This window comes from Streptomyces sp. NPDC086080, assembly GCF_044540255.1.
Lineage (GTDB): Bacteria > Actinomycetota > Actinomycetes > Streptomycetales > Streptomycetaceae > Streptomyces.
In genome coordinates this window covers 1-21,045 of the sequence record NZ_JBITRU010000028.1, presented here as the reverse complement: position 1 = coordinate 21,045, position 21,045 = coordinate 1, and the positions used below count along the sequence as shown (strand labels likewise).

Here is a 21,045-nt window from a genome sequence, read left to right as displayed (position 1 = left end):
GCTAGCGCGCCTCCTGGTCGCTGTCCGGGACCCGTGCCGCCGGCGTGGGCGGCCGCTCCGTCCGGCGTGGTCCTGTCCCGTTCCGCCCTGCCGGCCGCCCGCCCTGGCCGCGCCGCGCGGTGTGCGGCCCGTCCCACAGCGTGCCGTCGGTCCGGTCACGCGGGTCGGGGTCGATCAGCACCACGCCGATCACCTCGACGCGCTGGTCCGCGAGCTGCCGCGCCACGGTGTGCAGCCATGCGGCGCTGCCGTGCCCGGCCCGTACCACGAGCACGGTCCGGGTGCCGAGGTGGCGCAGGTCGGTCCAGGCGGTACCGGGCGCCACCGAGCCGACACCCAGCCGGAGCCCGCCGGGTGACACGCCCGGAGCATGCTCACGGCCCGCCACGGCGGGACTCCGTGCGCCGCCGGCCGTGGCCGGGTCTCCCGGTTGCGGGCGAGGGCCGCGCGGTTGCGGACCCGTCGGATCGTCGGCGACGGCCGCGATCTGTTCACGGCCGGCCGTGGCCTGGTCTCCCGGTTGCGGGCGAGGCCCGCGCGGTTGCGGGGCGGGCAGGCCGTCGAGGAGCGCAGGGGTCCGTTCGCCGCCGGCGGCGGCGGGGTCTCCCGGTTGCAGGCGAGCGCCGCGAGGCCCCGGACCGGGCAGATCGTCGGCGACGGCCGCGACCTGTTCGACGCCGACCACGGTCGGCTCCCCGGGCTTCGCGCGGCGGCGCCCGAGCTGCGGGCCCGGCAGACCGTCGACGACGACCACGGGCTCCTCCTCGGCCAGAACCCGGGCGAGGTCCAGGGCGAGCACGCTCGCGGCGCGCGCACAGCCCAGTTCCAGCAGCGACACGGGTTCGGCGGAGCCGCGCACGGTACGGGCCAGGGACGTGGTGAGCCGTGCCCGCGCCGCCCGGCTCCGCCGGCGCCGCCACAGCCGGGCCGGCCGGCGGGGCAGCTCCGCGAGCACCGACGCGCCGAGGTGCGCCGCGATGTCCCGGCGCAGCACGGGACGGTCCGCCACCACCGAGACGACCGCGGCCGCCGCGAGCCCGAGGGCGAGTCCGAGGACGAGACCGATCGCGCCGTCGGTGACGGCGGTCCTGGGCAGCGAGTGCCGCACCACGCGCGGCGCGTCCACGATCTGCGTGCCGGCGACGAGCTGGGGCGTGCCCACCCGCGCCTCCGCGGCACGCTGCGCGAAATCGGTGATCCGCGAGGTGAGTTCGGCCCGGCGGGCGAAGAGCGACTCCATGCTCGCCGAGTCCTCCGGAGCGGCCTGCGACGAGCCGTCGCCGATCGCCTCGTTGACCCGGTCGAGTTCCTCCCGCATGCGTTCACGCTGTTCGAGCAGGGTCTCGGCCTCGGCGTCCGCGGCTTCCCGTATCCGCCGTACATGGTCCGCGACGAACGCGTCGGCCAGTGCCCCGGCGCGGGCCACCGCCTCCGTGTCGCTGTCACCGGTCACCGTGATCTGCAGCAGATTGTTGGTCAGTCCGAGGCCCTCGTAGTCCTCCATGAAGTCCTCGGGTTTCTCCGGGGAGTTCAGCGACCGCAGGGCCGCACCGGCGATCCGCGTGGTGTGCAGCAGCGCGGCATCGGTGCGGATCAGTGTCCCGGGGTCGTTCGGCTGGTCCTGCTGATGCGCGACCAGCACCTTGGTCACCGCGGTCGGTGGCGGGGGCAGCAGGACGGCCACCGCCGTGCCGAGGAGCAGCCCCAGCACCGCCATGGAGGCCCACAGGCGGCGTCGCCTGCGCACCGCCACCACCAGTGCCTGCAGGTCCAGCAGGGGCGCGGCGGCCGGAGACGGCGATGTCGCGGATGTCGTCATGCCGGACCTCCCTTCGCGGTGCCGCCCACGAGCGCCGGCGCGGCAGCATCCCGCGGACGGCCGGCGGACCGCGCCGGACGGTCCGGGACCGGCGCGGCGAGAACGACCCCGACGATCTCGTGGCCCGCGTCCCGGCACGCCCCGGCGATGCCGGTGAGCTCCTCCGCGGTCCGGCTGCCGGTGCCGAGCACGACCAGGACGCCGGACTCGTCCTCGCGGTCCGGGACCAGCGGCCGGGACACCGAAACCCCCACCATCCGCAGCCGCGGATCGTCCCCGGCCTCGACCGCCTCGGCGACGAGCCGCTCGGCGGCCCCGCGGGCGGTCCCGTCGTCGTCCGGGACGACGACCAGCAGCCGCCGGGGGGCGGGCAGCCGGTCCCGGAGACGGGCGCACACCCGCCGGTAGCGGATCCGCCGGCCGGCCTCGTCGCCGGACGCCCGCGGGGCGGGGACGTCCCACCGGACCCCGAGACCCAGCAGCCGGCGGATCCGGGCCCGCGGACCCCGGTCCCGCGGCCGGATCGCGGACGGTTCACCCGGTACCTCGACCGTCCCCAGCAGCGCCGAGCCCAGCGCCGCCGCGATCTCCGGTTCACCACGCAGCCGGCGGCTCCTGCGCGCCGCGGCGAGCTGACCGACGACCGTGAGCAGGAAGAACAACAGCGCCCCCGCGCCGACGAGTTGCGCCCTGGTCGGCGGTGCCTCGCCGTCCGGCCGGGCCGCCGGGCCCAGGACGACCATGCCGGCCCGGCCCGCGGCCGGGTCGGCCCGGTCCAGCTTGGCGATGGCCTCCTGCAGCGCGGTGCGCAACTTCGCGAGCTCGGTGCGGGTCTGCACGCTCTCCACGGTCTGCCCCGGATCGGCCGCGTCGGCCAGCTCGGTGATACGGCGGCTGGTCCGCACCACCAGCTGCCGCAGTTCCTCGGGCCGCGTCGCCGCCTCGGAGTCGGCGGTGTCGCCCACGATCTGCGCGGCGAAGGTGACGAACTGCTCGACCATCCGGTCGGAGAGCCGCTGTGCGCGTTCCGGGGTGCCGGCCGTGCCCGAGATCTCGATGATGTTCCCCTCGGCGGCCCGGGCGCTCACCCGGTCCCGCAGGTCCCTGCCGTCGACCCCGTCCCAGCCGAGCTCGGCGGCCGCGCGGTCGAGCACCACGGAACTGGTCGCGAGCTCCACCTGGGTCAGCAGTTCCCGGTCCTCCCACGCCCCCGGCAGGAGGACCGAGGCGGACGTCGTGTAGCGCGGCGGGAACAGGAAGGAGGCGCCGAGGCCGGCCAGCGCGCCCACCAGTGTGAGGACGGTGAGCAGCCGTCGGCGCCGACGGATCAGCCGGCCGATCGTGACCAGACGTATCGTGTCCTCGCTCAACGGCGCGGCCTCTTCCCTGCCCGGTACGGTCCGCGCGCCGCCACCGGCGGCCGGTCACGGCAGGCGGCGGCATAGGCGGCGAGCAGTGACGCCTGCGAGTTGCGCCAGGCGAGCGGCCCGTTGATCCTCTCCTGGCCGATCCTGCCCATCCGGGCCCGCCGCTCCGGGTCGTCCAGCAGCAGGGCGATGAGCCGGGCGAACTCGGACTCGTCGTTGGCGGGCGCGTACAGGGCGGCGTCACCGGCGGAGACGCGCGCCTCCCGGAGATCGAACGAGACGAGCGGCCGGCCCATCACCATGTACTCCAGGACCTTGTTCATGGTCGACACGTCGTTGAGCGGATTGTGCGGATCGGGGGAGAGGCACACGTCCGCGGTGGACAGATAGCGCACCAGATCGGCGTCCGGGATGCGCCCGGTGAACTGCACCTGGTCGGAGAGCCCGAGCCGCCCCGACAGTTCCACCATCGCGTCGAAGGTGTCGCCGCCGCCGACGAACACCGCGTGCCAGTCGGTCCGCCCGACCTCGTCGCGCAGCTTCGCCAGCGACCGCAGGGCGTAGTCGACGCCGTCCTGCGGTCCCATGACGCCGAGATAGCACAGCAGATGGGGCTTGCCGCGCTTCAACTCCGGCTCCGGCGGCACGGGATGGAACCGGCCGGTGTCGGGTGCGCTGCGCACCACGAAGACGTCCTCCGGTTTGCGGCCGCCGCGGCGCACCGCGACGTCCCGGTAGCTCTCGTTCGTGGCGAGCACGATGTCGGCGGCCCGGTAGGTCATCCGTTCCAGCGCGCACACGGCGCGGTACAGCAGGTCCTCGCCGCGGCCGAACCGGGAGAGGTACAGCTCGGGCACCAGGTCGTGCTGGTCGAAGACGAACCGCGCCCCGCGCCGCTTCAGCCACCGGGCCGGCAGGAACAGCAGGTCGGGCGGATTGCAGGCGTGGACCACGTCGACCGGGCCGACCTTCCGGGCCAGCCGGGCCGTGTGCCACAACGCCGATCCGTACTCCCGCAGATAGCCGGCCGGGCCCCCGGTGGCCGCGCGCAACGGGTAGCGGTGGATCCGCACCCCGTCGATCTCCGCCTCCGGCTCCGTGTCCCGTTTGCTCCCCTGCGGGCAGATGACGTGCACCTCCCAGCCCGCGTCGCGCAGCGTCGTGCACTCCTGCCACACCCGCCGGTCGAACGGCACCGACAGGTTCTCCACGAGGATCAGCGCACGCCGTCCCGGCCGGTCGCCGCTTGCCGTGTCACCGGACGACGCGTCCGAGGACGACGCGTCACCGAACGTGTCGTCACCAAGCAAGGCCCACGTACCCTGGTTCGGCCCGGCGCGCCTCGGCGTCGGGAAGGCGGACGAGGTCGACGATCACCGGGCCGCCGGCACCATGGGGCAGCGCCGACAGCACGGCCGGGTCCCTGGTTCCGACCAGGCACACCTCGGCGTGTTCGAGTACGTCCTCGACGGAGTCCGCGAGCAGCTGCGCGAGGTGCGGCAGCCGGGTCTCGATGTACTCGCGGTTGGCGCCGAGCAGCCGGGAGAGGCTCACATTGGCGTCGTGGATCCTCAGGTCGTACCCCTTGCCGAAGAGCCGCTCCGCCAGTTCGACGAGCGGGCTCTCACGGAGGTCGTCGGTACCTGGCTTGAACGACAGCCCGAACATCCCCACCCGGCGCTTCCCGGTGCGCTCCACCAGTTCCACCGCCCGTTGCAGATGGTCGGCGTTGGAGGGCAGAACATGGGAGAGGATGGGCACCGAGACATCGGCCCGCTGTGCCGCGTACACCAGGCTGCGCAGGTCCTTGGGCAGGCAGGAACCACCGAAGGCGAAGCCGGGCCGCAGATAGGCGGGGCTGATGTTCAGCTTGCGGTCGGCCAGGAACACGTCCATCACCTGGTGCGAGTCCACCCCGAGCGCCTGGCACACCGCGCCCAGTTCGTTCGCGAAGCCGATCTTGAGGCCGTGGAACGCGTTGTCCGCGTACTTGATCGCCTCGGCCGTCGGGACCGGCACCCGGAACACCTCACCGGGCAGGTCCTCGTACAGCGCCGCCACGACGTCACCGCTCGCCGCGTCGAGTTCGCCGATGACGGTCTTGGGCGGATCGAAGAAGTCCCGCACGCTGGTGCCCTCGCGCAGGAACTCCGGGTTGACCGCGACCCCGACGTCCACCCCGGCCGTGCCGCCGACGTACTTCTCCAGGATCGGCACCAGCAGGTTCAGACAGGTGCCGGGGAGCATGGTGCTGCGGAACACGACGGTGTGCCGCCCGCCCCGCTCGGCGAGCGCGGCGCCGATCTCCTCCGTGACCCGCTCCAAGTACGTGGTGCACAGGCTGCCGTTGGGCTCCGAGGGGGTACCCACGCAGACCAGCGACACCTCGCTCTCCCTGATCGCCTCGCGGACGTCGACGGTGGCGCGTAACGCCCCGCTCCGTACGGCCCCGGCGACGAGCTCGCCGATCCGCTCCTCGACCACCGGGGCCTTGCCGTCGTTGACCAGGTCGACCTTCACCCGGTTCACGTCCACCCCGACGACCTCGTGCCCCATGTCGGCCAGGCACGCCGCCGACACACAGCCCACATAACCGAGCCCGAACACGCTGACTCTCACAACCTGTTCCTCCCCCCAGGCAGGCCCTCCCGGCCCGCGGTCCGCGCGCCGGCCGGTGTGCGGCCCCAGCGCATCAGTAGGCCCCCTGCCCGTGGAGCACCGCACGCAGCGTCTTCCACAGGATCACCGTGTCCAGGGCGAGCGACCAGTCCTCCACGTACCGCAGGTCGAGCCGGACCGCCTCCTCCCACGACAGGTCGCTGCGTCCGCTGATCTGCCACAGTCCGGTGAGACCGGGCTTGACCAGCAGCCGCCGCCGGATGTCCGGGCCGTAGGCGGCCGACTCCTCCGGTAACGGAGGCCGCGGACCGACGAGCGACATCGATCCGGTGAGTACGTTGAAAAGCTGCGGGAGTTCGTCGAGCGAGTACCGGCGCAGCACCGCTCCCACCCGGGTCACCCGCGGGTCCCTGCGGAGCTTGAACAGCAGCCCGGCGCCCTCGTTGCGGTCGGCCAGCGCGTCCCGCGCCCGGTCCGCCCCGGCGACCATGGTGCGGAATTTCAGAATGGTGAACTCGCGGCCGTCCTTGCCGACCCTGCGCTGGCGGTAGAAGGCTCCGCCCCGGCTGTCCGCCACCACCAGCAGCCCGACGAGCACCATCAGCGGCGCGAACAGCACCAGCAGGAGCGCCGCCCCCAACCGGTCGACCACCCCCTTGACCGCCCGGCGCCCCCCGGAGAAGGCCGGCATGCTGACCCGCAGCAGCGGGATCCCGAGCACCGCGTCGATGTGCAGCCGCGGGCCGGCCACCTCCATCAGCACCGGGGCCACCACCATCTCGGTGTCGCCGCCCTCCAGACTCCAGGCCAGCCGCTGCAGCCGGTCCGGTGACCAGTGCGGGTCCGGTGTGACCGCGACGACCCGGTAACCGTCGCGGTGGACGTGGACGGCGACGTCCGCCAGCCTGCCGACCACCGGCACCCCGTCCAGCCGGTCACCGTCGAGTTCGGCACCGTGCGTCGTGCACACCGCGTCCACCCGCCAGCCGAGATGCGGGAACTTGCGGGTCCGGGTGATCAGGTCGCGCACGGTGTCCGGGCTCCCGGCGGCGAGCACCGGTCTCAGACAGCGACCCTCCTTGCGCTGCCGGTGCAGCCACAGGCGCAGCAGATACCGCTCGGTCATGGTGACGACCGCGATCGCGGGGACCGCCACGAAGATCCAGAGTTTGATGTTGCGCGAGGTGAGGGCGATTCCGCCGAGCGCGAGGACGACGGTCGCCATGAACAGTGAGCGTCCGAGCCGGCGGAACTCCTCCGCGCCCTGGCCGAGTACGGCCGGTGCCCAGGCCCGGCTCACCGCGAGTGCCCCCAGCACCAGCAGCCAGGTGCCGAAGGCGAGAATCCCCCATTTCTCATGCCAGTTGGCCGCGTCTCGCGCCCCGAAGAAGTTACCGATCGCCGCCACCACGACGGCCGTGGCCACGGTGTCGCCGGTGATCACGGTACGGCGGTACCGATGCTCCCAGTCGGCCGCCGACTGGCCGTCCCCCCCGTTCGCCACCCGTCCGCGCTCGGACGGGAACGGACGTAACAATCCCCCCTGCTGCACAGAACCCCCCAGGTCCCCAGCGGTTCGACGTGTTCGCCTAGCACTGTTCCGCCCACCCTCGGGAGGCCCCCGCCTCCCGTGCCGCGCTGTTCCTCCCGCGGAAGGCCCCCGCCTTCCGCGCATGACTGTTCGGCTGTTTCCGCGGTGCTCGTTCTGTGGTGCTCGTTCCGTGGTGCTCGTACAACTCGCCCTGGCGACGGGGTGCTTCACGCACCCCCCGCACCCCCCGGGGCCCTTCTCGGGCCCCTGGAACCGATCGTCCCCACGTCTGGTGCAGGGGACGCGACTGCTGGCTTTCCGTAGCGCCGGACCTATAGATCGTTAACGGTCGCCTCGTGTTCGAACAGCTGAAGCACGGTCAATCTAGACCATCGAGGCCGGTATGTAGAGGGCGTGTGTGTAATTCGTGTTCACGGTTGAGGCGGGATCCATCCATCGGTGGCCGTTTTCGGACGCGCGGCCCCGTCGCGCGCACCAACGGGCCGTCTGCGGGGGCGAACGGCGTGCGCGCCGGACCTACGAGCCAGGTCTTCGCTGGATGTAGCGTGCGGAAATGACAAGGAGTGAGCGACTCGCGGACCAGTTGGACCGGCACTGGCACAAGAACCTGCGGCCGCGGCTGCACGGTCTTGCCGATGAGGAGTACTTCTGGGAGCCGGTGCGCGGCTGCTGGAGCATCCGCCCACGTGGCACGTCGGCCGCACCGATGTCGGCAGGTTCGGGAGCGTGGACGATGGACTCCGCGTCCCCCGCCCCGGTCCCGGCGCCGGTGACCACGATCGCCTGGCGGCTGGCGCACATCGTCGTCTCCTGCCTGGGCTATCGGGTCGGATGGCACTTCGGCGGCCAGGACGTCGACTCCCGGACCTTCGCCTACGCGGGGACCGCTGACGAGGCGCTGAAACAGCTCGATGAGATGTACGGGAGATGGAACGCGGGGGTCCGCGCGCTCTCGGACGCCGACCTGGAGAATCCGCCCACGGTGGGTCCCGAGCGGTTTCCCATGGAGGGCATCGTTCTGCACGTCAACAGGGAGCTGATCCATCACGGCGCCGAGATCTCCCTGCTCCGCGACCTCTACCACCGGCAGGACGAAGCCGTACCGCGCCGGACGTGACGTCCCGCCAACCGGCGATGGAGCTCCGGAAACCCGCGGGGGACCCCGTGACGCTCCGTGGCTGGCCCGCAAGGCCATCACCCGCGATCTCACCCACCTCACCACGCCCTCTACCGCCAGGTGATGCGGGTCAGGGAGCGGGGTGATCGGACGGCGTGGCCGGGACCGCCCGCGCGTTACGAGGGAACGGGTTCCAGCTTGCAGCGGAAGTGGCGCAGGAGCGGGGGCTGTTCGATCACGCGGTAGCCGGGGATCCGTTCCTTGGCCTTCACGGTCGCCGCCAGGACCTCACCCACGTGATTCAGGTGGCCGAGACCGTAGGTCCTGCGGGGGAGTGCGAGCCGGACCAGTTCGTAGGGGGCTGTGGTGACCGGTGCGCCGTTCTCGTCCTCACGGCCGAGGTAGAGCGAACCCAGTTCCACCGAGCGGATGCCGCCTTCGAGGTAGAGCTGACAGGCGAGCGCATGGCCGGGGAAACGATGCGCGGCGATGTGCGGGAGCAGACGGCCTGCGTTGAGATAGAGAGCGTGCAGGCCGGGGGGTTCGACGATGCCGATGCCCGCCTCGCGGGTGAGGCGGGCGAGGTGCTGGGCGTCGTCGGCGCGGGACCGGAGGTAGGAGGGGTCGGTGACTTCGGTCAGGCCTTGGGCGACCATGTCCAGATCCCGGCCGGCCAGACCACCGTAGGTGGGGAAACCCTCCGTGGCGATGAGCAGCAGCTCGCACCGCTCGGCGAGGGCGCGGTCGCGCAGGCCGAGGAAGCCGCCGATGTGGACGATGCCGTCCTTCTTCGCGCTCATCAGGCAACCGTCCGCCAGCCGGAACGCCTGCTCGGCGACCTGCCGCGGACTCCGGTCGCGGAAGGCCGGCTCCCGCCGGGTGACCAGCCACGCGTTCTCCGCGAAGCGCGCGGCGTCGAGGAAGAGCGGCACCGAGTGCTTCCGGCACAGGGCGGCGGCCCGGGTGAGATTGTCCATGGACACCGGCTGGCCGGCCGCGCCGTTGTTGGTCAGCGTCATGAGGACCAGGGCGATCCGGGAGGCGTCGGGGCCCCGCAGGGCTTCCTCCAGCCGGTGCAGGTCGATGTCGCCCTTGAACGGCTCGTCGCTGTCGAGGTCCCCGGCCTGCGGACAGGGAAGATCCACCGCCTGGCAGCCGGCCAGTTCCACGTTGGCGCGCGTGGTGTCGAAGTGGGTGTTGCTCAGCGTGATCCGGCCCGGAGTGAGCAGGGCGGAGAAGAGGATGCGCTCCGCCGCCCGGCCTTGGTGGACGGGCAGGACACAGGGGTACGAGGTCAGTTCGCGCACCACGTCCCGGAAGCGGTGGAAGGACCGTGACCCGGCGTAGGACTCGTCGCCGGTGATGCCCGCGGCCCACTGCGCCGCCGACAGAGCACCCGTCCCCGAGTCGGTGAGCAGGTCGATCGTGACCTCGTCGGCGCGCAGCCCGAACAGGTTGTAGTGCACGCGCCGCAGGGCCCGCTCACGCTCCGCTCTCGTGGTCACCGGAATCGGCTCGACGACCTTGATCCTGTACGGCTCCACAACCCTCACTCCTCCTGCCGCGCGGTCTGCGCGGTCTGCGTGGTCTGTTCGGTACCGGCTGTCATCGGGTGGTACGAAGTCGGCGCGCACCGTGCGGAGGACGGACCTCGTAGGCCTCCGGTGAGAAGTACACGTTCACGCGAGGCGGCTGCCAGGCGCTCCGCACGAGGGATACATAGGCGATCAGGCCGACCCCGTCGGACGGCTGACGGGACGTCACTGCGGCCAGCGCGCGGTCGATGACGGCGGCGTCCATGCCGTAGCGCCGGAGAACGGCCACCGCGCGGTCCCGGGCGACCCCGTCGTCCCGTGCGTAGTCGCGTACGGGTACGTGGACGGTGTAGCCACTGGGGTGCTCCCTGTCGCGCTCGGTGTAGGAGAGGCAGGACACCAGGGGCCGGTGGGCGAAGCGCCCGGGGTTGCCTCCGACCATGCGGCAGAACTCGCCCACCCGCCCGGCACGGTCGTCCGGCAGCAGGCGGGAGACGGCGTGCGTGTCCGTGGCGGTGATGTCGTGGTGAGCGACGTAGACCTTCACCCGTGGCGTGTGCCACCGGCCCAGGTCCAGGGCGAAGAACAGGATCCTGTCCCTCTCGGGGCCGCGTGACATGGCTCGTGCCCGAAGCGCGGGCCATGCCCGGCCGAATCCGAACCGGCTCAGTGCCTCCTCCACGACCGGGGCGGCCCGTTCCGGCCCGTGGGCCCGCGGATTGACGTACACCTTGATGCCCGGGGGCCGGCCCTGCCGCAGGTCCATGGCGCACCACAGGGCGAAGGAGCCGTGGATCGTCGCCGGGAAGAAGAGGTCGTCCACCCGGCGCAACGGTTCGGTCGAGAAGTCCTGGCGCGAGGCCAGTGCCTCCAGGGCCCGCAGGCCCAGGCGGCCGTTCTCCTCCAGCGTGGCCGCCGTGCAGCCGGGTTCGGCCAGCACGCGTACGGCCGTCTCGCTCCCCGCGGTGAACGCGAGGGAGAACTCCACCGGGGAGTGGTCGTCGCAGACGAACGAGAGGGAAGGCGGGCCGGCGTCCAGGGGACGCCGAGCCGCGGGACCGAGCAGCTCCAGCAGATCGCGGAGCGGGTCCCCGCCGGCGGCGTCCGGGTCCGCGAATCCGGCCGCACGGCACACTCCGCGCAGTTGCTCCCCGATGCGCTCGCCCAGGGTCACGCCGGTGACGGCCTGTGCGGACGTCGTCTTCGCGGCAGCGGAGTTCGGCTGCCGGCGGTTGCTCAGAACCATGTGCGGACTCCAGGACGGTGTGCCGTGACTACCGGGCTCACCGTCCCCGCCATGGACGTCGCACCGGTCACTTCCGGCTCACGCGGTGGCTACAATGGGTGCCTGGACGGTCACTCCGAGTTCTCCTGTCGTGGTCGTCCGGCGTCGGCGACCGGGGGAGCGGTGAGTACGCGGTACGAGTTCAAGGTCCTGGGACCCCTCGAAGTCCGGCGCGACGGGCGGCCGGTGCACATCGACGCGGCCAAGGTCCGGCTGCTGCTGGCGGCTCTGCTCGCCCAGGCCAACCACGTGGTCACCGTGGAGACGCTGGTGCACCGGCTGTGGGGCGAGCATCCGCCCGGCCGCGCGCGCAACACGCTGCAGAACTACGTTCTGCGCCTGCGGCGCGCGCTCGGCAGTCCGCCGGGCGGCGCGCCCGTCCTCACCCGCCCTCACGGGTACGTGGTCGAGGTCGCGCCGGACGCCCTGGACGTGCACCGTTTCACCGCCCTGGTCCGCCAGGGCCGCACGGCCCTCGACGAAGGCGCGGCGGTGCGTGCGGCCCCTCTGCTGCGCGAGGCCCTGGCGCTGTGGCGGGGGGACCCCCTGTCCGACCTGCCCGCGCACCTCCTCCAGGGCGTCGTACCGGCGCTGTCCGAACAGCGCCTGGACGCCTTGGAGTCGCGGATCGACGCGGACCTGGCCCTCGGCAGGGCGGCCGACGTACTCCCGGAACTCCGGGGCCTGGTGGAGGAGTACCCGCTGCGTGAACGCTTCTGGGCTCAGCGGATGCTCGCGCTGTTCCACTGCGGGCGGCAGGGCGAGGCGTTGGAGAGCTACCGTGTGGTCGCCGCGTTGCTCGCCGACGAACTGGGTGTCGCGCCCGGGGCCGGGCTGCGCCAGGTTCACCAGCGGCTGCTGGCCGCCGCCCCGAACCTGGACGAGGTGCGGGGAGTGAGGGCGGCGTCACCGTCCCGGGAAGGTGAGCTGCCGGTCGAGATGACGACGTTCGTCGGCCGCGAGGCCCAACTGGCCGAGTTGCGACGCCTGTTGGGGGCCGCCCGGATCGTCACCCTCACCGGAGCGGGAGGTGTCGGCAAGACGCGGCTCGCCCTGCGGGTCGCCGCGGAGGTCGCGCCGCCCTTCGCCGACGGTGTCCGGCTCGCGGACCTCGCCCCGCTGAGCGACGCGGACCTCCTCGACCGGGCCGTCTCCGAGGCGCTCGGACTACGGGACCAGTCCGCACGGCCCGCCGCGGACGCCATCGTCGGCCATGTGCGCGACCGGTGCCTGCTGCTCGTCCTGGACAACTGCGAGCACCTGGTGGAGCACGTCGCCGCCCTCGTACTGAGGCTGGCGCGCGCGGCACCGGGACTGCGCGTCCTGGCCACCAGCCGGCAACGTCTGGGCGTGCCCGGAGAGCACATGCTGACGGTACCGTCGCTCACGCTGCCCGGCGCGGAAGGGCAAGGGGGCGACACGGACCGGCTGGAGAACGCCGCCGGGGCCGACGATCCGCTGCTTCGCTCCGAGGCCGTGAGACTGCTCGTGGACCGTGCCGCCGGCTCCGCCCCGGCCTTCCGGCTCACCGCCCGCAACCGTGACGCCGTCACCCAGCTGTGCCGACGGCTCGACGGCATGCCGCTCGCCATCGAACTCGCGGCGGTACGGCTGAGCACGATGACGGCCGAAGAGATGCTGGAGCGCCTCGATGACAGGTTCCGTCTGCTGTCCGTGCCGCGGCCGCGGACGTCGGCCCGCTACAGCCATACGCTGCGGGGCGTCGTCGACTGGAGCTACGACCTGTGCACCGAAGGGGAACGACGGCTCTGGAACCGGTTGTCCGTGTTCTGCGGCGGCTTCGACCTGGAGGCGGCGGAAACGGTCTGCGCGGGCGAGGGCGTGGCGCGCGAGGACGTGCTCGACCTGCTGGCGGGGCTGGTGGACAAGTCGATCGTCGTGGTCAACAGCTCGGGGGGCCGTGCCCGGTACACCATGCTGGAGACCATCCGCCAGTACGGCCGGCAGCGGCTCCGGGAGGAAGGCCGTACGACACCGCTACAGGTCCGGCACAGTGACTTCTACCGGATGACGGCGGTCCGGGCCGGCCAGGAGTGGTGCGGGCCACGTGAGGTCGACTGGCTGATCCGGCTGCGCACCGAACTGCCCAACCTGCGGGCCGCCCTGGCCTACTGCGCGACCCGGCAGGACCAGGTCGCGGCCGGCGTCGAGATCGCCGTCAATCTGACGCGTACCCGGTGCTGGTTCTTCTGCAGCACGCTGGGGGAGGGGCGGCACTGGCTGGAACGCCTGTCGGCCTCCGGCCCGGACGGGGCCCGCGCGACGGTGGTGCCGGACGCGTCGGGTACCGCGACCGCGGGGACACCGGGGCTGGTCGTCGGGGCGCTGGTGATGAAGGCGTGGATCGCGCTCTGCCAGGGTGACAACCCGGCGTCCGAGAGGTTCCTGGCGGAATGCCGTGCTGTGGCCCGGGAGTTGCCGGACGACCCGTCGGCGGCGCCGGTGACGTACATCGAGGGAGCGCACGCGATGCTGGTACGGGGCGACCCGGCCGGCATCGCGCTGCTGGCCGAGGCGCGGGACGGGTTCCGTGCGGCCGGGCAGGCGGGCGACGCCCATATGGCGACGATGCTGTGGGCGATGGCGGAGGCGTTCTTCGGTGATCGTCTCTCGGCCTGTGCGGCGCGTGACGTGTACGTCGCCGAGGCGGAGGCGAGCGCGGCCGAATGGGCCCGCACCTGGGCCCAGTGGTGTGCGGGGCTCGTGGAGCTGAGACACGGCGAGGCGGAGCGTGCCCTGGCCCCCTTGCGTGAGGCGCTGGCGCGGCAACGGGCCATCGGGGACAGCTGGGGACCGGTGTGGGGCCTGGAGACGCTCGCCTGGGCGGTGGCGGCCACCGGCGACTGCGGCTGGGCGGCATGGCTCCTGGGCGCCGCCCATCGCCTGCGGCAGGACACGGGGGTGGCGCTGACCGGTCTGCGGCCGTTCCACGAGGCGCACCTCCTCGTCGAAGGCCGGGTGCGCGCGTCCCTGGACGCCGACGCGTACGAGGCGGCATGGTCCCGGGGGGCGTCCGCCGAGGACGGTTTGCGACTCGCGCTGGAGGAGGGGGAATTCCGGGGGTGAGGCGTGTGAGGCGGGGGAGGGAGGACACGGGCGGTCGTCCTGTGGGACGCGGCCGGGTACGAGGGCTCACTCCGGCGGGGCGGGGCGGCTCCAGGCGGTGACGTAGCCCTTGTACGTCGGGAGTCCGTCGGGGCCCTCTCCCGGGATGATCCGGGTGATCTCCGCCTCCGCGACGTTGTCGTTGCTGGTGATGGCACACAGGACGGTGCCCACCTTCACCTGTCGGCCCAGGCGGAGTTCGGCGGCGGGCAGCGGATGGGACAGCACGGCGGTCTGCTGCTCCTCCGTGCAGACGGTCTCGCGTTCCCCGACGACCACGAGGAGGCTGCCCAGCCAGCCGTCGGAGTTGTACACGAGTTCCGCCGGCCCGGGGAGGGCGTCGCGTTCCAGGTACGTGGACCGGGGGATGTCGAGGTCCAGGTGGTTGGCCTGGCCGTCGCCCGGGGGCGGGGTGAAGGTGAAGGGTTTGTTGGCGAAGATCAGTCGGTAGTCCTGGGGGGCGTACGGCACGGGACGGTCCGTGCCGCCGTCGTTGTCGTCGCTGTCGTCGCTGTCGTCGTTCTTCGGCGAACGCGGCTGTGCGGTCGACGGGGAGCCGGTGCCGGTCCCCGTGGGGTCCTTCGCGCGGTCGGCCCCCTCCGGCCACATCGAGGCGACGGCGCCGGCCACGGCCCCCACGGCGAGGGCGGCGAGCACGGCGGTCAGCACCCGTCTGCGCCGTACCGTCCGCGCGGGGTGGGGCACCGTGGGCATGAGCGGTGGCGGTCCGAAGCCGGCGGGCACGGGGGGCGGCGGCGGGACGGGTGTCCCCGTCCCCGCGGGCGGGGTGGCCGCCGTCATGCGTGCCGTCACCTCCGCCACCTCCCTCTCCACCGTCGCCACGGCCGAGGCGACGGGATCGGGCAGCCAGCTGTCGAAGTCGGTCAGCGGCCGCCCGGCCGTCTCCTCGCACAGCGCCGCCAGCCCGGCCGCGTCCGGCCGCCGGCCGGGGTCGGCGGCGAGAGCGGCCCGCAGGATGTGCCGCAGCGGGGCCGGGTAGCCGTCGAGGACGGGCGGACAGGTGTCCGTACCGGCGATCGCCGCGGCGATGCCCATGCCGTCGCCGTCCCCGTAGGGATGGCGTCCGGTCGCCGTGACCGCGGCCAGCAGACCGAGGGAGAACACGTCGCTGGGCGGCCCGGGTTCCCGGCCGCGTGCGTGTTCCGGTGACATGAAGCGGAGCGTGCCGACGATCCCGCCGGTGCCCGTCAGATCGGTGGAGTCGGCGGAGCGCGCGATACCGAAGTCGATCAGCCACGGGCCGTCCGCCCCGATCAGGACGTTGCCGGGCTTGACGTCCCGGTGCACGTATCCGGCGGAGTGCACGGCGTGCAGCGCCCGCGCCACGCATCCCGTGATCTGCAGAGCGGTCGCGACCGGGAGCGGACCGTGCGACTCCAGTACGGAGCCCAGGGACGGGCCCGGCTGGTACGCGGTGGCGATCCAGGGCTGCTCGGCATCGGTGTCGAAGTCCAGCACCGGGACCAGGTGGTACCCGGCGACCTTCCGGGCCGCCTGCGCCTCCCGTGCGAAACGCCGCCGGTAGTGCGGGTCCTCCGCGTACTCCCGGCGGATGACCTTGAGCGCGACCGGACGGTTCCCGCGCGTGCGCGACAGATAGACCGTCCCCATGCCGCCCTCACCGATACGGGCGTACAGCGGGTAGCCGCTGATCTCCCGGGGATCGCCTGCCCCGAGCTCCCCCAGCACGCCCGCCCTGCCGACCGGCCGCATACCGCCCCGCCTCCCCTGACCGCCGTGACCGTCTCCTGCGGCGGCAGCCTAACCACGGTCCCGGCGCGGCACATGGGTACGGAAACTCATTTCGCACGCTCATCGCCCCGGCCCCGCTGGGCACCGGCACGGGGCGATCACCTGGTCGCCGGCTCACCGCCGTCGGCGGCCCGCCGGGCGGAACGCGGGGCAGCGCGAGAGCGGTGTCCCGGGCCGGTCGTCCGCGCGGGCGTGACACCGGCCCCGGGCCACCCACGCCGGGGTACCGCGCCCGGACGCCCTGCGGGTGCGGTCCGGCTCGCCGGGCGATTGGCTGAGGTTAACCTTCCCGGTTCCGTGGACGGAGAAGGCACCGCCCTGGTTGAGAGCGTTCGAGGAGGGCACTCGGCCGCGCATGAGTCGTACGGTCACCGGTCCCGGCGAAGAGGAGGCACGCCCATGAGCGTCATCGAAGGCGCGGCCGACATCGACGTCCCGGTCCATATGGCCTACAACCAGTGGACCCAGTTCGAGTGCTTCCCCCGGTTCATGCGCGGCGTGCGCCGGGTGGACCGGTCGCGCTCCGCCATGACGCACTGGGTGACCAGGTTCGGCGGTGTGACCCGGGAGTTCGATGCGGAGATCATCGAACAGCGCCCCGACGACCGTGTGGTGTGGCGCGCCGTGGGGGCGCCCCGGCTGACCGGTGAGGTGAGCTTCCGGGCGCTGGACGAGACCCGTTGCCGCGTCACCTTCCGTGTCGATTTCACCCCGCGTGGCGCGGCCGAGCGGGTGGGGGACGCCCTGGGACTGGTCCGCAGACAGGTCCAGGCGGACTTCGCGCGCTTCAAGGAGTACATCGAGGGCCAGGGCCGGGAGAGCGGGCAGTGGCGCGGAACGATCCGTGGCGGCCACGTCGAACCGGACTCCGAGCGGCTGCCGCGGCAGGTGCCGAACTGGCCGGTCGGCTGAGAAGCCGCCGCGAAGCCAGATCGTCCGTAGGCTGATATGTCATGGAAGACCCTTATATGCCCGCTCCCTCGCTCGGAGCGGTAACAGCCGAGGGGAACAGAGCGGAAGGCGGACGCGGTGCGAGAGTCATCGAACGGTGATCCGGGCGGCGAGCAGGCGAAGATCACCCCGCCGAAGACATGGGCGGCCGGCGTCCCGGCGGTGGCCCACGCGGTGCGGTACTCCCTCGCCGAGACGTCGCCCCGCCGTACGGCACTGAACCTGCACGACCTCAACCAGACCGAGGGCTTCGACTGCCCGGGCTGCGCCTGGCCGGACCCCGCGCCGGGCCGGCGCAGCAAGAACGAGTACTGCGAGAACGGCGCCAAGCACGCCAACGACGACGCCACCACGCGACGCGTCACCCCCGAGTTCTTCCGGCGGCACCCGGTCTCCGAACTGGCCCGCTGCTCGGACCGGTGGCTGAACCAGCAGGGGCGGCTCACCCAGCCCATGGTGAAGCGGCCGGGCGCGGACCACTACGAGCCGATCAGCTGGCACGACGCCCTCGGCCTGATCGTCGGCGAACTGCGCGCCATGGACTCACCCGACGAGGCGGTCTTCTACACCTCGGGCCGGGCCGGCAACGAGCCCGCCTTCGTCCTCCAGCTCTTCGCCCGGGCCCTGGGGACCAACAACCTGCCCGACTGCTCCAACCTGTGCCACGAGTCGAGCGGCGCGGCCCTGTACGAGACGCTGGGCACCGGCAAGGGCAGTGTGAGCCTCCTCGACTTCCACCACGCCGACCTCGTGCTCACCCTGGGGCAGAACCCGGGCAGCAACCACCCCCGCATGCTGTCCGCGCTGGAGGAGACCAAGCGCGGAGGCGGGCAGATCGTCGCCGTCAACCCGCTTCCCGAGGCCGGCCTCATCCGCTTCAAGAACCCGCAGAAACCCCGCGGGGTCGTCGGCCGGGGCACGAACATCGCCGACCAGTTCCTCCAGATCCGGCTCGGCGGCGATCTCGCCCTCTTCCAGGCCCTGAACCTGCTCCTGCTGGAGGCCGAGGACGCAGCGCCCGGGACGGTGCTGGACCGGGAGTTCATCGACCGCCACACCAGCGGGTTCGAGGAGTTCGCCCACCACATCCGCACCACCGTCTCCTGGCCGGACGTCCTGGCGGCCACCGGCCTGACCCGCGGCCAGATCGAGGAACTGCGCGACCGGGTCCTGGCCAGCGAGCGGATCATCGTCTGCTGGGCGATGGGACTCACCCAGCACAAGCACGCCGTGCCCACCATCCGTGAGCTGGTGAACTTCCAGCTCCTGAGGGGCAACATCGGCAGGCCCGGAGCCGGCGTCTGCCCCGTGCGCGGGCACAGCAACGTCCAGGGAGACCGGACCATGGGCATCTGGGAGCGGATGCCCCAGCGGTTCCTGGACGCCCTCGAACGCGAGTTCTCCTTCACCCCGCCCTCCCACCACGGCCTGGACACGGTGAACTCCATCCGCGCCATGCTCGACGACCGCGTCAAGGTCTTCCTCGGCCTCGCAGGCAACTTCGTACGGGCCACCCCCGACAGCGACCTGACCGAGAAGGCACTGCGCCGCTGCCGCCTCACCGCGCACATCTCCACCAAGCTGAACCGCTCCCACACCGTCTGCGGCGACACCGCGCTGATCCTCCCCACCCTCGGCCGTAGCGAGCGGGACTGCCAGAACGGAGAGGAGCAGTTCATCACCGTCGAGGACTCCATGAGTCAGGTGCACGCCTCGTCCGGCCGCCTGGACCCGGCCTCCGAGCACCTGCTCAGCGAAGTCGCGATCCTCAGCAGGCTGGCCCGCCGGACCCTGGCCGACAAGGTGCCCGTGCCCTGGGAGGACTTCGAGGCGGACTACGGCACCGTCCGGGACCGCATCGCACGGGTGGTCCCCGGCTTCGAGAACTTCAACAGCAGGGTGCGCAAGCCGGGCGGCTTCACCCTGCCGAACCCGGTGAACGAGGGCGTCTTCCCCACCCCCGCCGGCAAGGCGCTGTTCACCGTCAACCGCTTCGACGCGCTGAGCGCCCCCCGCGGGCACCTCCTCCTGCAGACCCTGCGCTCCCACGACCAGTGGAACACGGTGCCCTACACCACCCACGACCGCTACCGGGGCATCCACGGCTCGCGTCGCGTCGTGCTCGTCCACCCCGCCGACCTGCGCGCCCTCGGACTCGAGGACGGCTCCCAGGCGGACGTGGTCAGCGTCTGGCCGGACGGCACCGAACGCCGCGCCGAGGACTTCCGGCTCGTCTCCTACCCCACCACCGCCGGATGCGCCGCCGCCTACTACCCGGAGGCCAACGTCCTGGTACCACTGGACAGCGTGGCCGAGACCAGCAACACGCCGACATACAAGGGCATCGTCGTACGCCTGGAGCCCCGCCCGGGCGGCCATGCCCCCCGTTGAACTTCCGTGACGATCCGCTGATGCCCCGGGCCGACGACATAGACCGCCGCAACTCTTTGACTCTGCTGCGCAATTCGCTGTGTAGGCCAGCGGCTGGTACCCCGTCCGGCAACACGGCCGCGACGCAAATCGTCGTCGACTTCGCCCGCAGCGACTGCCGCCCCTGCCCCGCGCGCAAGCAGTGCACCACCTCCCGCCGCAGCGCCCGCATACTCACCCTCCAGCCCCGCGAACTCCACCAGGCCCCCACCGCCGCCCGCACGGAGCAGAAGTCCGAGACCTGGCAGGCCAAGTACGCTCTGCGCGCCGGAATCGAGGGCACCATCAACTAGGCTAGGCCCTCGACGTCACCGGGATCTGCCGCGCCCGCTACCGCGGCCTGCCCAAGGTCCGTCTCCAGCACGCCTTCTCCGCCGCAGCGCTCAACGTCATCCGCCTCGACGCCCACTGGAGCACCGAAGACACCCACCCGCCCTGTCACGCACCAGTCGACTCACCCGACTCAGCTACCGACTCACCGCATGAACGAATAGCGCAGTAGAGTAACCCGGGCCCGGTTGGCGTTGTCCTCGCGGTGGCAGATGTGCACATGCGGCCCGCGGCATTGACCGCACGCGGCCTGCTCGCGCAGGTGCAGGTCGACCAGGCGCAGCCCGCGCAGCTCACCGATCCGGAAACCGCCGTCGGCCAGACACGTGACCACTATCCGGTCCCGCGCGCACGACACCGCCCCCAGCAGCAGCTCCCGGGCGCCCTCGGGCAGCATCTTCGGATGCCGGCGCACCCGCTCCGCCGGGGCCAGAGGGTTCGCGGGTCTGGACACAGGGGCGGTGTCGCTTGAGGATCTGCGGCATTACATGTTCGCTGGTTTTGCTGGGGGCGCACTTTGCGGTGCATCGATTGTCTGCGGTGTGGCAGTCGGTATCGGCGCAGCCGTTACTGCCTATGTGGTCGCGAATGGAAAGCAGTCGACAGCGGAGGGTGCATTGTGGGCGGGCGGGACTGGAGCAGTTGGGGGTGCGGTCGCGGCCAAGATGGGCGGTAGCCCCTACGCCATGCAACTCAAATCCACCCTCAGGATGAAGTTCAGGCTCTGGAAAGTCGACAGGAAGCTGCAGGGCATCAAGCGGGACATCTATGAGTAATGCAGACCGGCGCGCAAGACTGTTGACTCCTTCAAACTGCGAAAGGGGGTAGGAGTGGGCATCTGGAAAATCCTCATGTCTATCGTGTTGATCATCGTCGCTTTCTGGCTGTGTATCGATTTGAGTCCTCCATGGAATACAAGCCTTCCCGTACTTTTTGCTGTCGCTCTGGGGATCACTTTGAGCCCTAAGGGCAAGAGTACGAGGGATAAGCGAAGGGATGGCAGTTGACGTGAAGTGACCTGGATGCACCACGCCGTAGCTGGTCCAGGGAGCTGCCGAAAAATAACTCCTCGATCTTGGTGAGGATCACGGGGGTGTGAGGTCGTGCCCGGCGATCTCGGCGAGCTGTTGGGCCGTGGTCA

At 71.9% G+C, this 21,045-nt stretch carries 15 protein-coding genes; 6 read left to right on the top strand and 9 right to left on the bottom strand.

The features are described 5' to 3' along the window. Position 1: 1 nt before the first annotated feature. The 5 genes from ACIF9R_RS27820 to ACIF9R_RS27800 form a co-directional block, all read right to left on the bottom strand. Complete coding sequence (locus ACIF9R_RS27820; RefSeq protein ID WP_399985122.1) at positions 2 to 1,819, bottom strand: Wzz/FepE/Etk N-terminal domain-containing protein; 1,818 nt, start codon at positions 1,817 to 1,819, stop codon at positions 2 to 4. Next, on the bottom strand, positions 1,816 to 3,189 hold the full coding sequence (locus ACIF9R_RS27815) for a Wzz/FepE/Etk N-terminal domain-containing protein (protein WP_399985121.1): 1,374 nt from the start codon (positions 3,187 to 3,189) through the stop codon (positions 1,816 to 1,818). The genes ACIF9R_RS27820 and ACIF9R_RS27815 overlap by 4 nt, the downstream gene beginning before the upstream one ends. Beyond that, the gene (locus ACIF9R_RS27810; RefSeq protein ID WP_399985120.1) at positions 3,186 to 4,496 is read right to left on the bottom strand and encodes a glycosyltransferase family 4 protein; all 1,311 of its coding nucleotides are present in this window, start codon (positions 4,494 to 4,496) and stop codon (positions 3,186 to 3,188) included. Before ACIF9R_RS27810 ends, ACIF9R_RS27815 begins: the two co-directional genes overlap by 4 nt. Beyond that, on the bottom strand, positions 4,486 to 5,805 hold the full coding sequence (locus ACIF9R_RS27805) for a nucleotide sugar dehydrogenase (protein WP_399985119.1): 1,320 nt from the start codon (positions 5,803 to 5,805) through the stop codon (positions 4,486 to 4,488). Before ACIF9R_RS27805 ends, ACIF9R_RS27810 begins: the two co-directional genes overlap by 11 nt. A gap of 73 nt (positions 5,806 to 5,878) precedes the next feature. Further along, a complete protein-coding gene (locus tag ACIF9R_RS27800; RefSeq protein ID WP_399985118.1) occupies positions 5,879 to 7,357 on the bottom strand; it encodes a sugar transferase in 1,479 nt (492 codons plus the stop codon). A gap of 553 nt (positions 7,358 to 7,910) precedes the next feature. Between ACIF9R_RS27800 and ACIF9R_RS27795 the strand changes: the two genes are divergently transcribed. Then, complete coding sequence (locus ACIF9R_RS27795; RefSeq protein ID WP_399985117.1) at positions 7,911 to 8,474, top strand: DinB family protein; 564 nt, start codon at positions 7,911 to 7,913, stop codon at positions 8,472 to 8,474. A gap of 176 nt (positions 8,475 to 8,650) precedes the next feature. Here ACIF9R_RS27795 and ACIF9R_RS27790 read toward each other — a convergent pair whose 3' ends face one another. Beyond that, positions 8,651 to 10,018, bottom strand: coding sequence for a tryptophanase (locus ACIF9R_RS27790; protein ID WP_399985116.1), 1,368 nt, complete (start codon positions 10,016 to 10,018; stop codon positions 8,651 to 8,653). Between the two features lie 61 nt (positions 10,019 to 10,079). Next, positions 10,080 to 11,255: a tryptophan dimethylallyltransferase family protein gene (locus tag ACIF9R_RS27785; protein WP_399985115.1), complete on the bottom strand. Its 1,176-nt coding sequence runs from the start codon at positions 11,253 to 11,255 to the stop codon at positions 10,080 to 10,082. 162 nt (positions 11,256 to 11,417) lie between these two features. Between ACIF9R_RS27785 and ACIF9R_RS27780 the strand changes: the two genes are divergently transcribed. Next, entirely contained in the window at positions 11,418 to 14,381 is a 2,964-nt protein-coding gene (locus tag ACIF9R_RS27780; protein WP_399985114.1) for a BTAD domain-containing putative transcriptional regulator, read from the top strand. A gap of 66 nt (positions 14,382 to 14,447) precedes the next feature. On the opposite strand, the gene ACIF9R_RS27775 is transcribed toward ACIF9R_RS27780, so the two are convergent. Continuing rightward, on the bottom strand, positions 14,448 to 16,154 hold the full coding sequence (locus ACIF9R_RS27775) for a serine/threonine-protein kinase (RefSeq protein WP_399985113.1): 1,707 nt from the start codon (positions 16,152 to 16,154) through the stop codon (positions 14,448 to 14,450). Positions 16,155 to 16,592: 438 nt separating this feature from the next. Between ACIF9R_RS27775 and ACIF9R_RS27770 the strand changes: the two genes are divergently transcribed. From ACIF9R_RS27770 to ACIF9R_RS27760, 3 genes are all read left to right on the top strand, one after another. Then, positions 16,593 to 17,105, top strand: a complete 513-nt coding sequence (locus tag ACIF9R_RS27770) for an SRPBCC family protein (protein WP_399985112.1) — start codon at positions 16,593 to 16,595, stop codon at positions 17,103 to 17,105. Positions 17,106 to 17,222: 117 nt separating this feature from the next. Continuing rightward, a complete protein-coding gene (locus tag ACIF9R_RS27765; RefSeq protein WP_399985111.1) occupies positions 17,223 to 19,535 on the top strand; it encodes an FdhF/YdeP family oxidoreductase in 2,313 nt (770 codons plus the stop codon). 20 nt (positions 19,536 to 19,555) lie between these two features. Continuing rightward, positions 19,556 to 19,867, top strand: a complete 312-nt coding sequence (locus ACIF9R_RS27760; RefSeq protein WP_399985110.1) for a transposase — start codon at positions 19,556 to 19,558, stop codon at positions 19,865 to 19,867. Between the two features lie 182 nt (positions 19,868 to 20,049). Here the strand turns inward: ACIF9R_RS27760 and ACIF9R_RS27755 are convergent, their stop codons facing one another. Next, positions 20,050 to 20,358, bottom strand: coding sequence for a hypothetical protein (locus tag ACIF9R_RS27755; protein WP_399985109.1), 309 nt, complete (start codon positions 20,356 to 20,358; stop codon positions 20,050 to 20,052). A 7-nt stretch (positions 20,359 to 20,365) separates the two neighbouring features. Here ACIF9R_RS27755 and ACIF9R_RS27750 point away from each other — a divergent pair, with 7 nt between their 5' ends. Beyond that, a complete protein-coding gene (locus ACIF9R_RS27750; RefSeq protein WP_399985108.1) occupies positions 20,366 to 20,680 on the top strand; it encodes a hypothetical protein in 315 nt (104 codons plus the stop codon). The last annotated feature ends 365 nt before the right edge of the window (positions 20,681 to 21,045 follow it).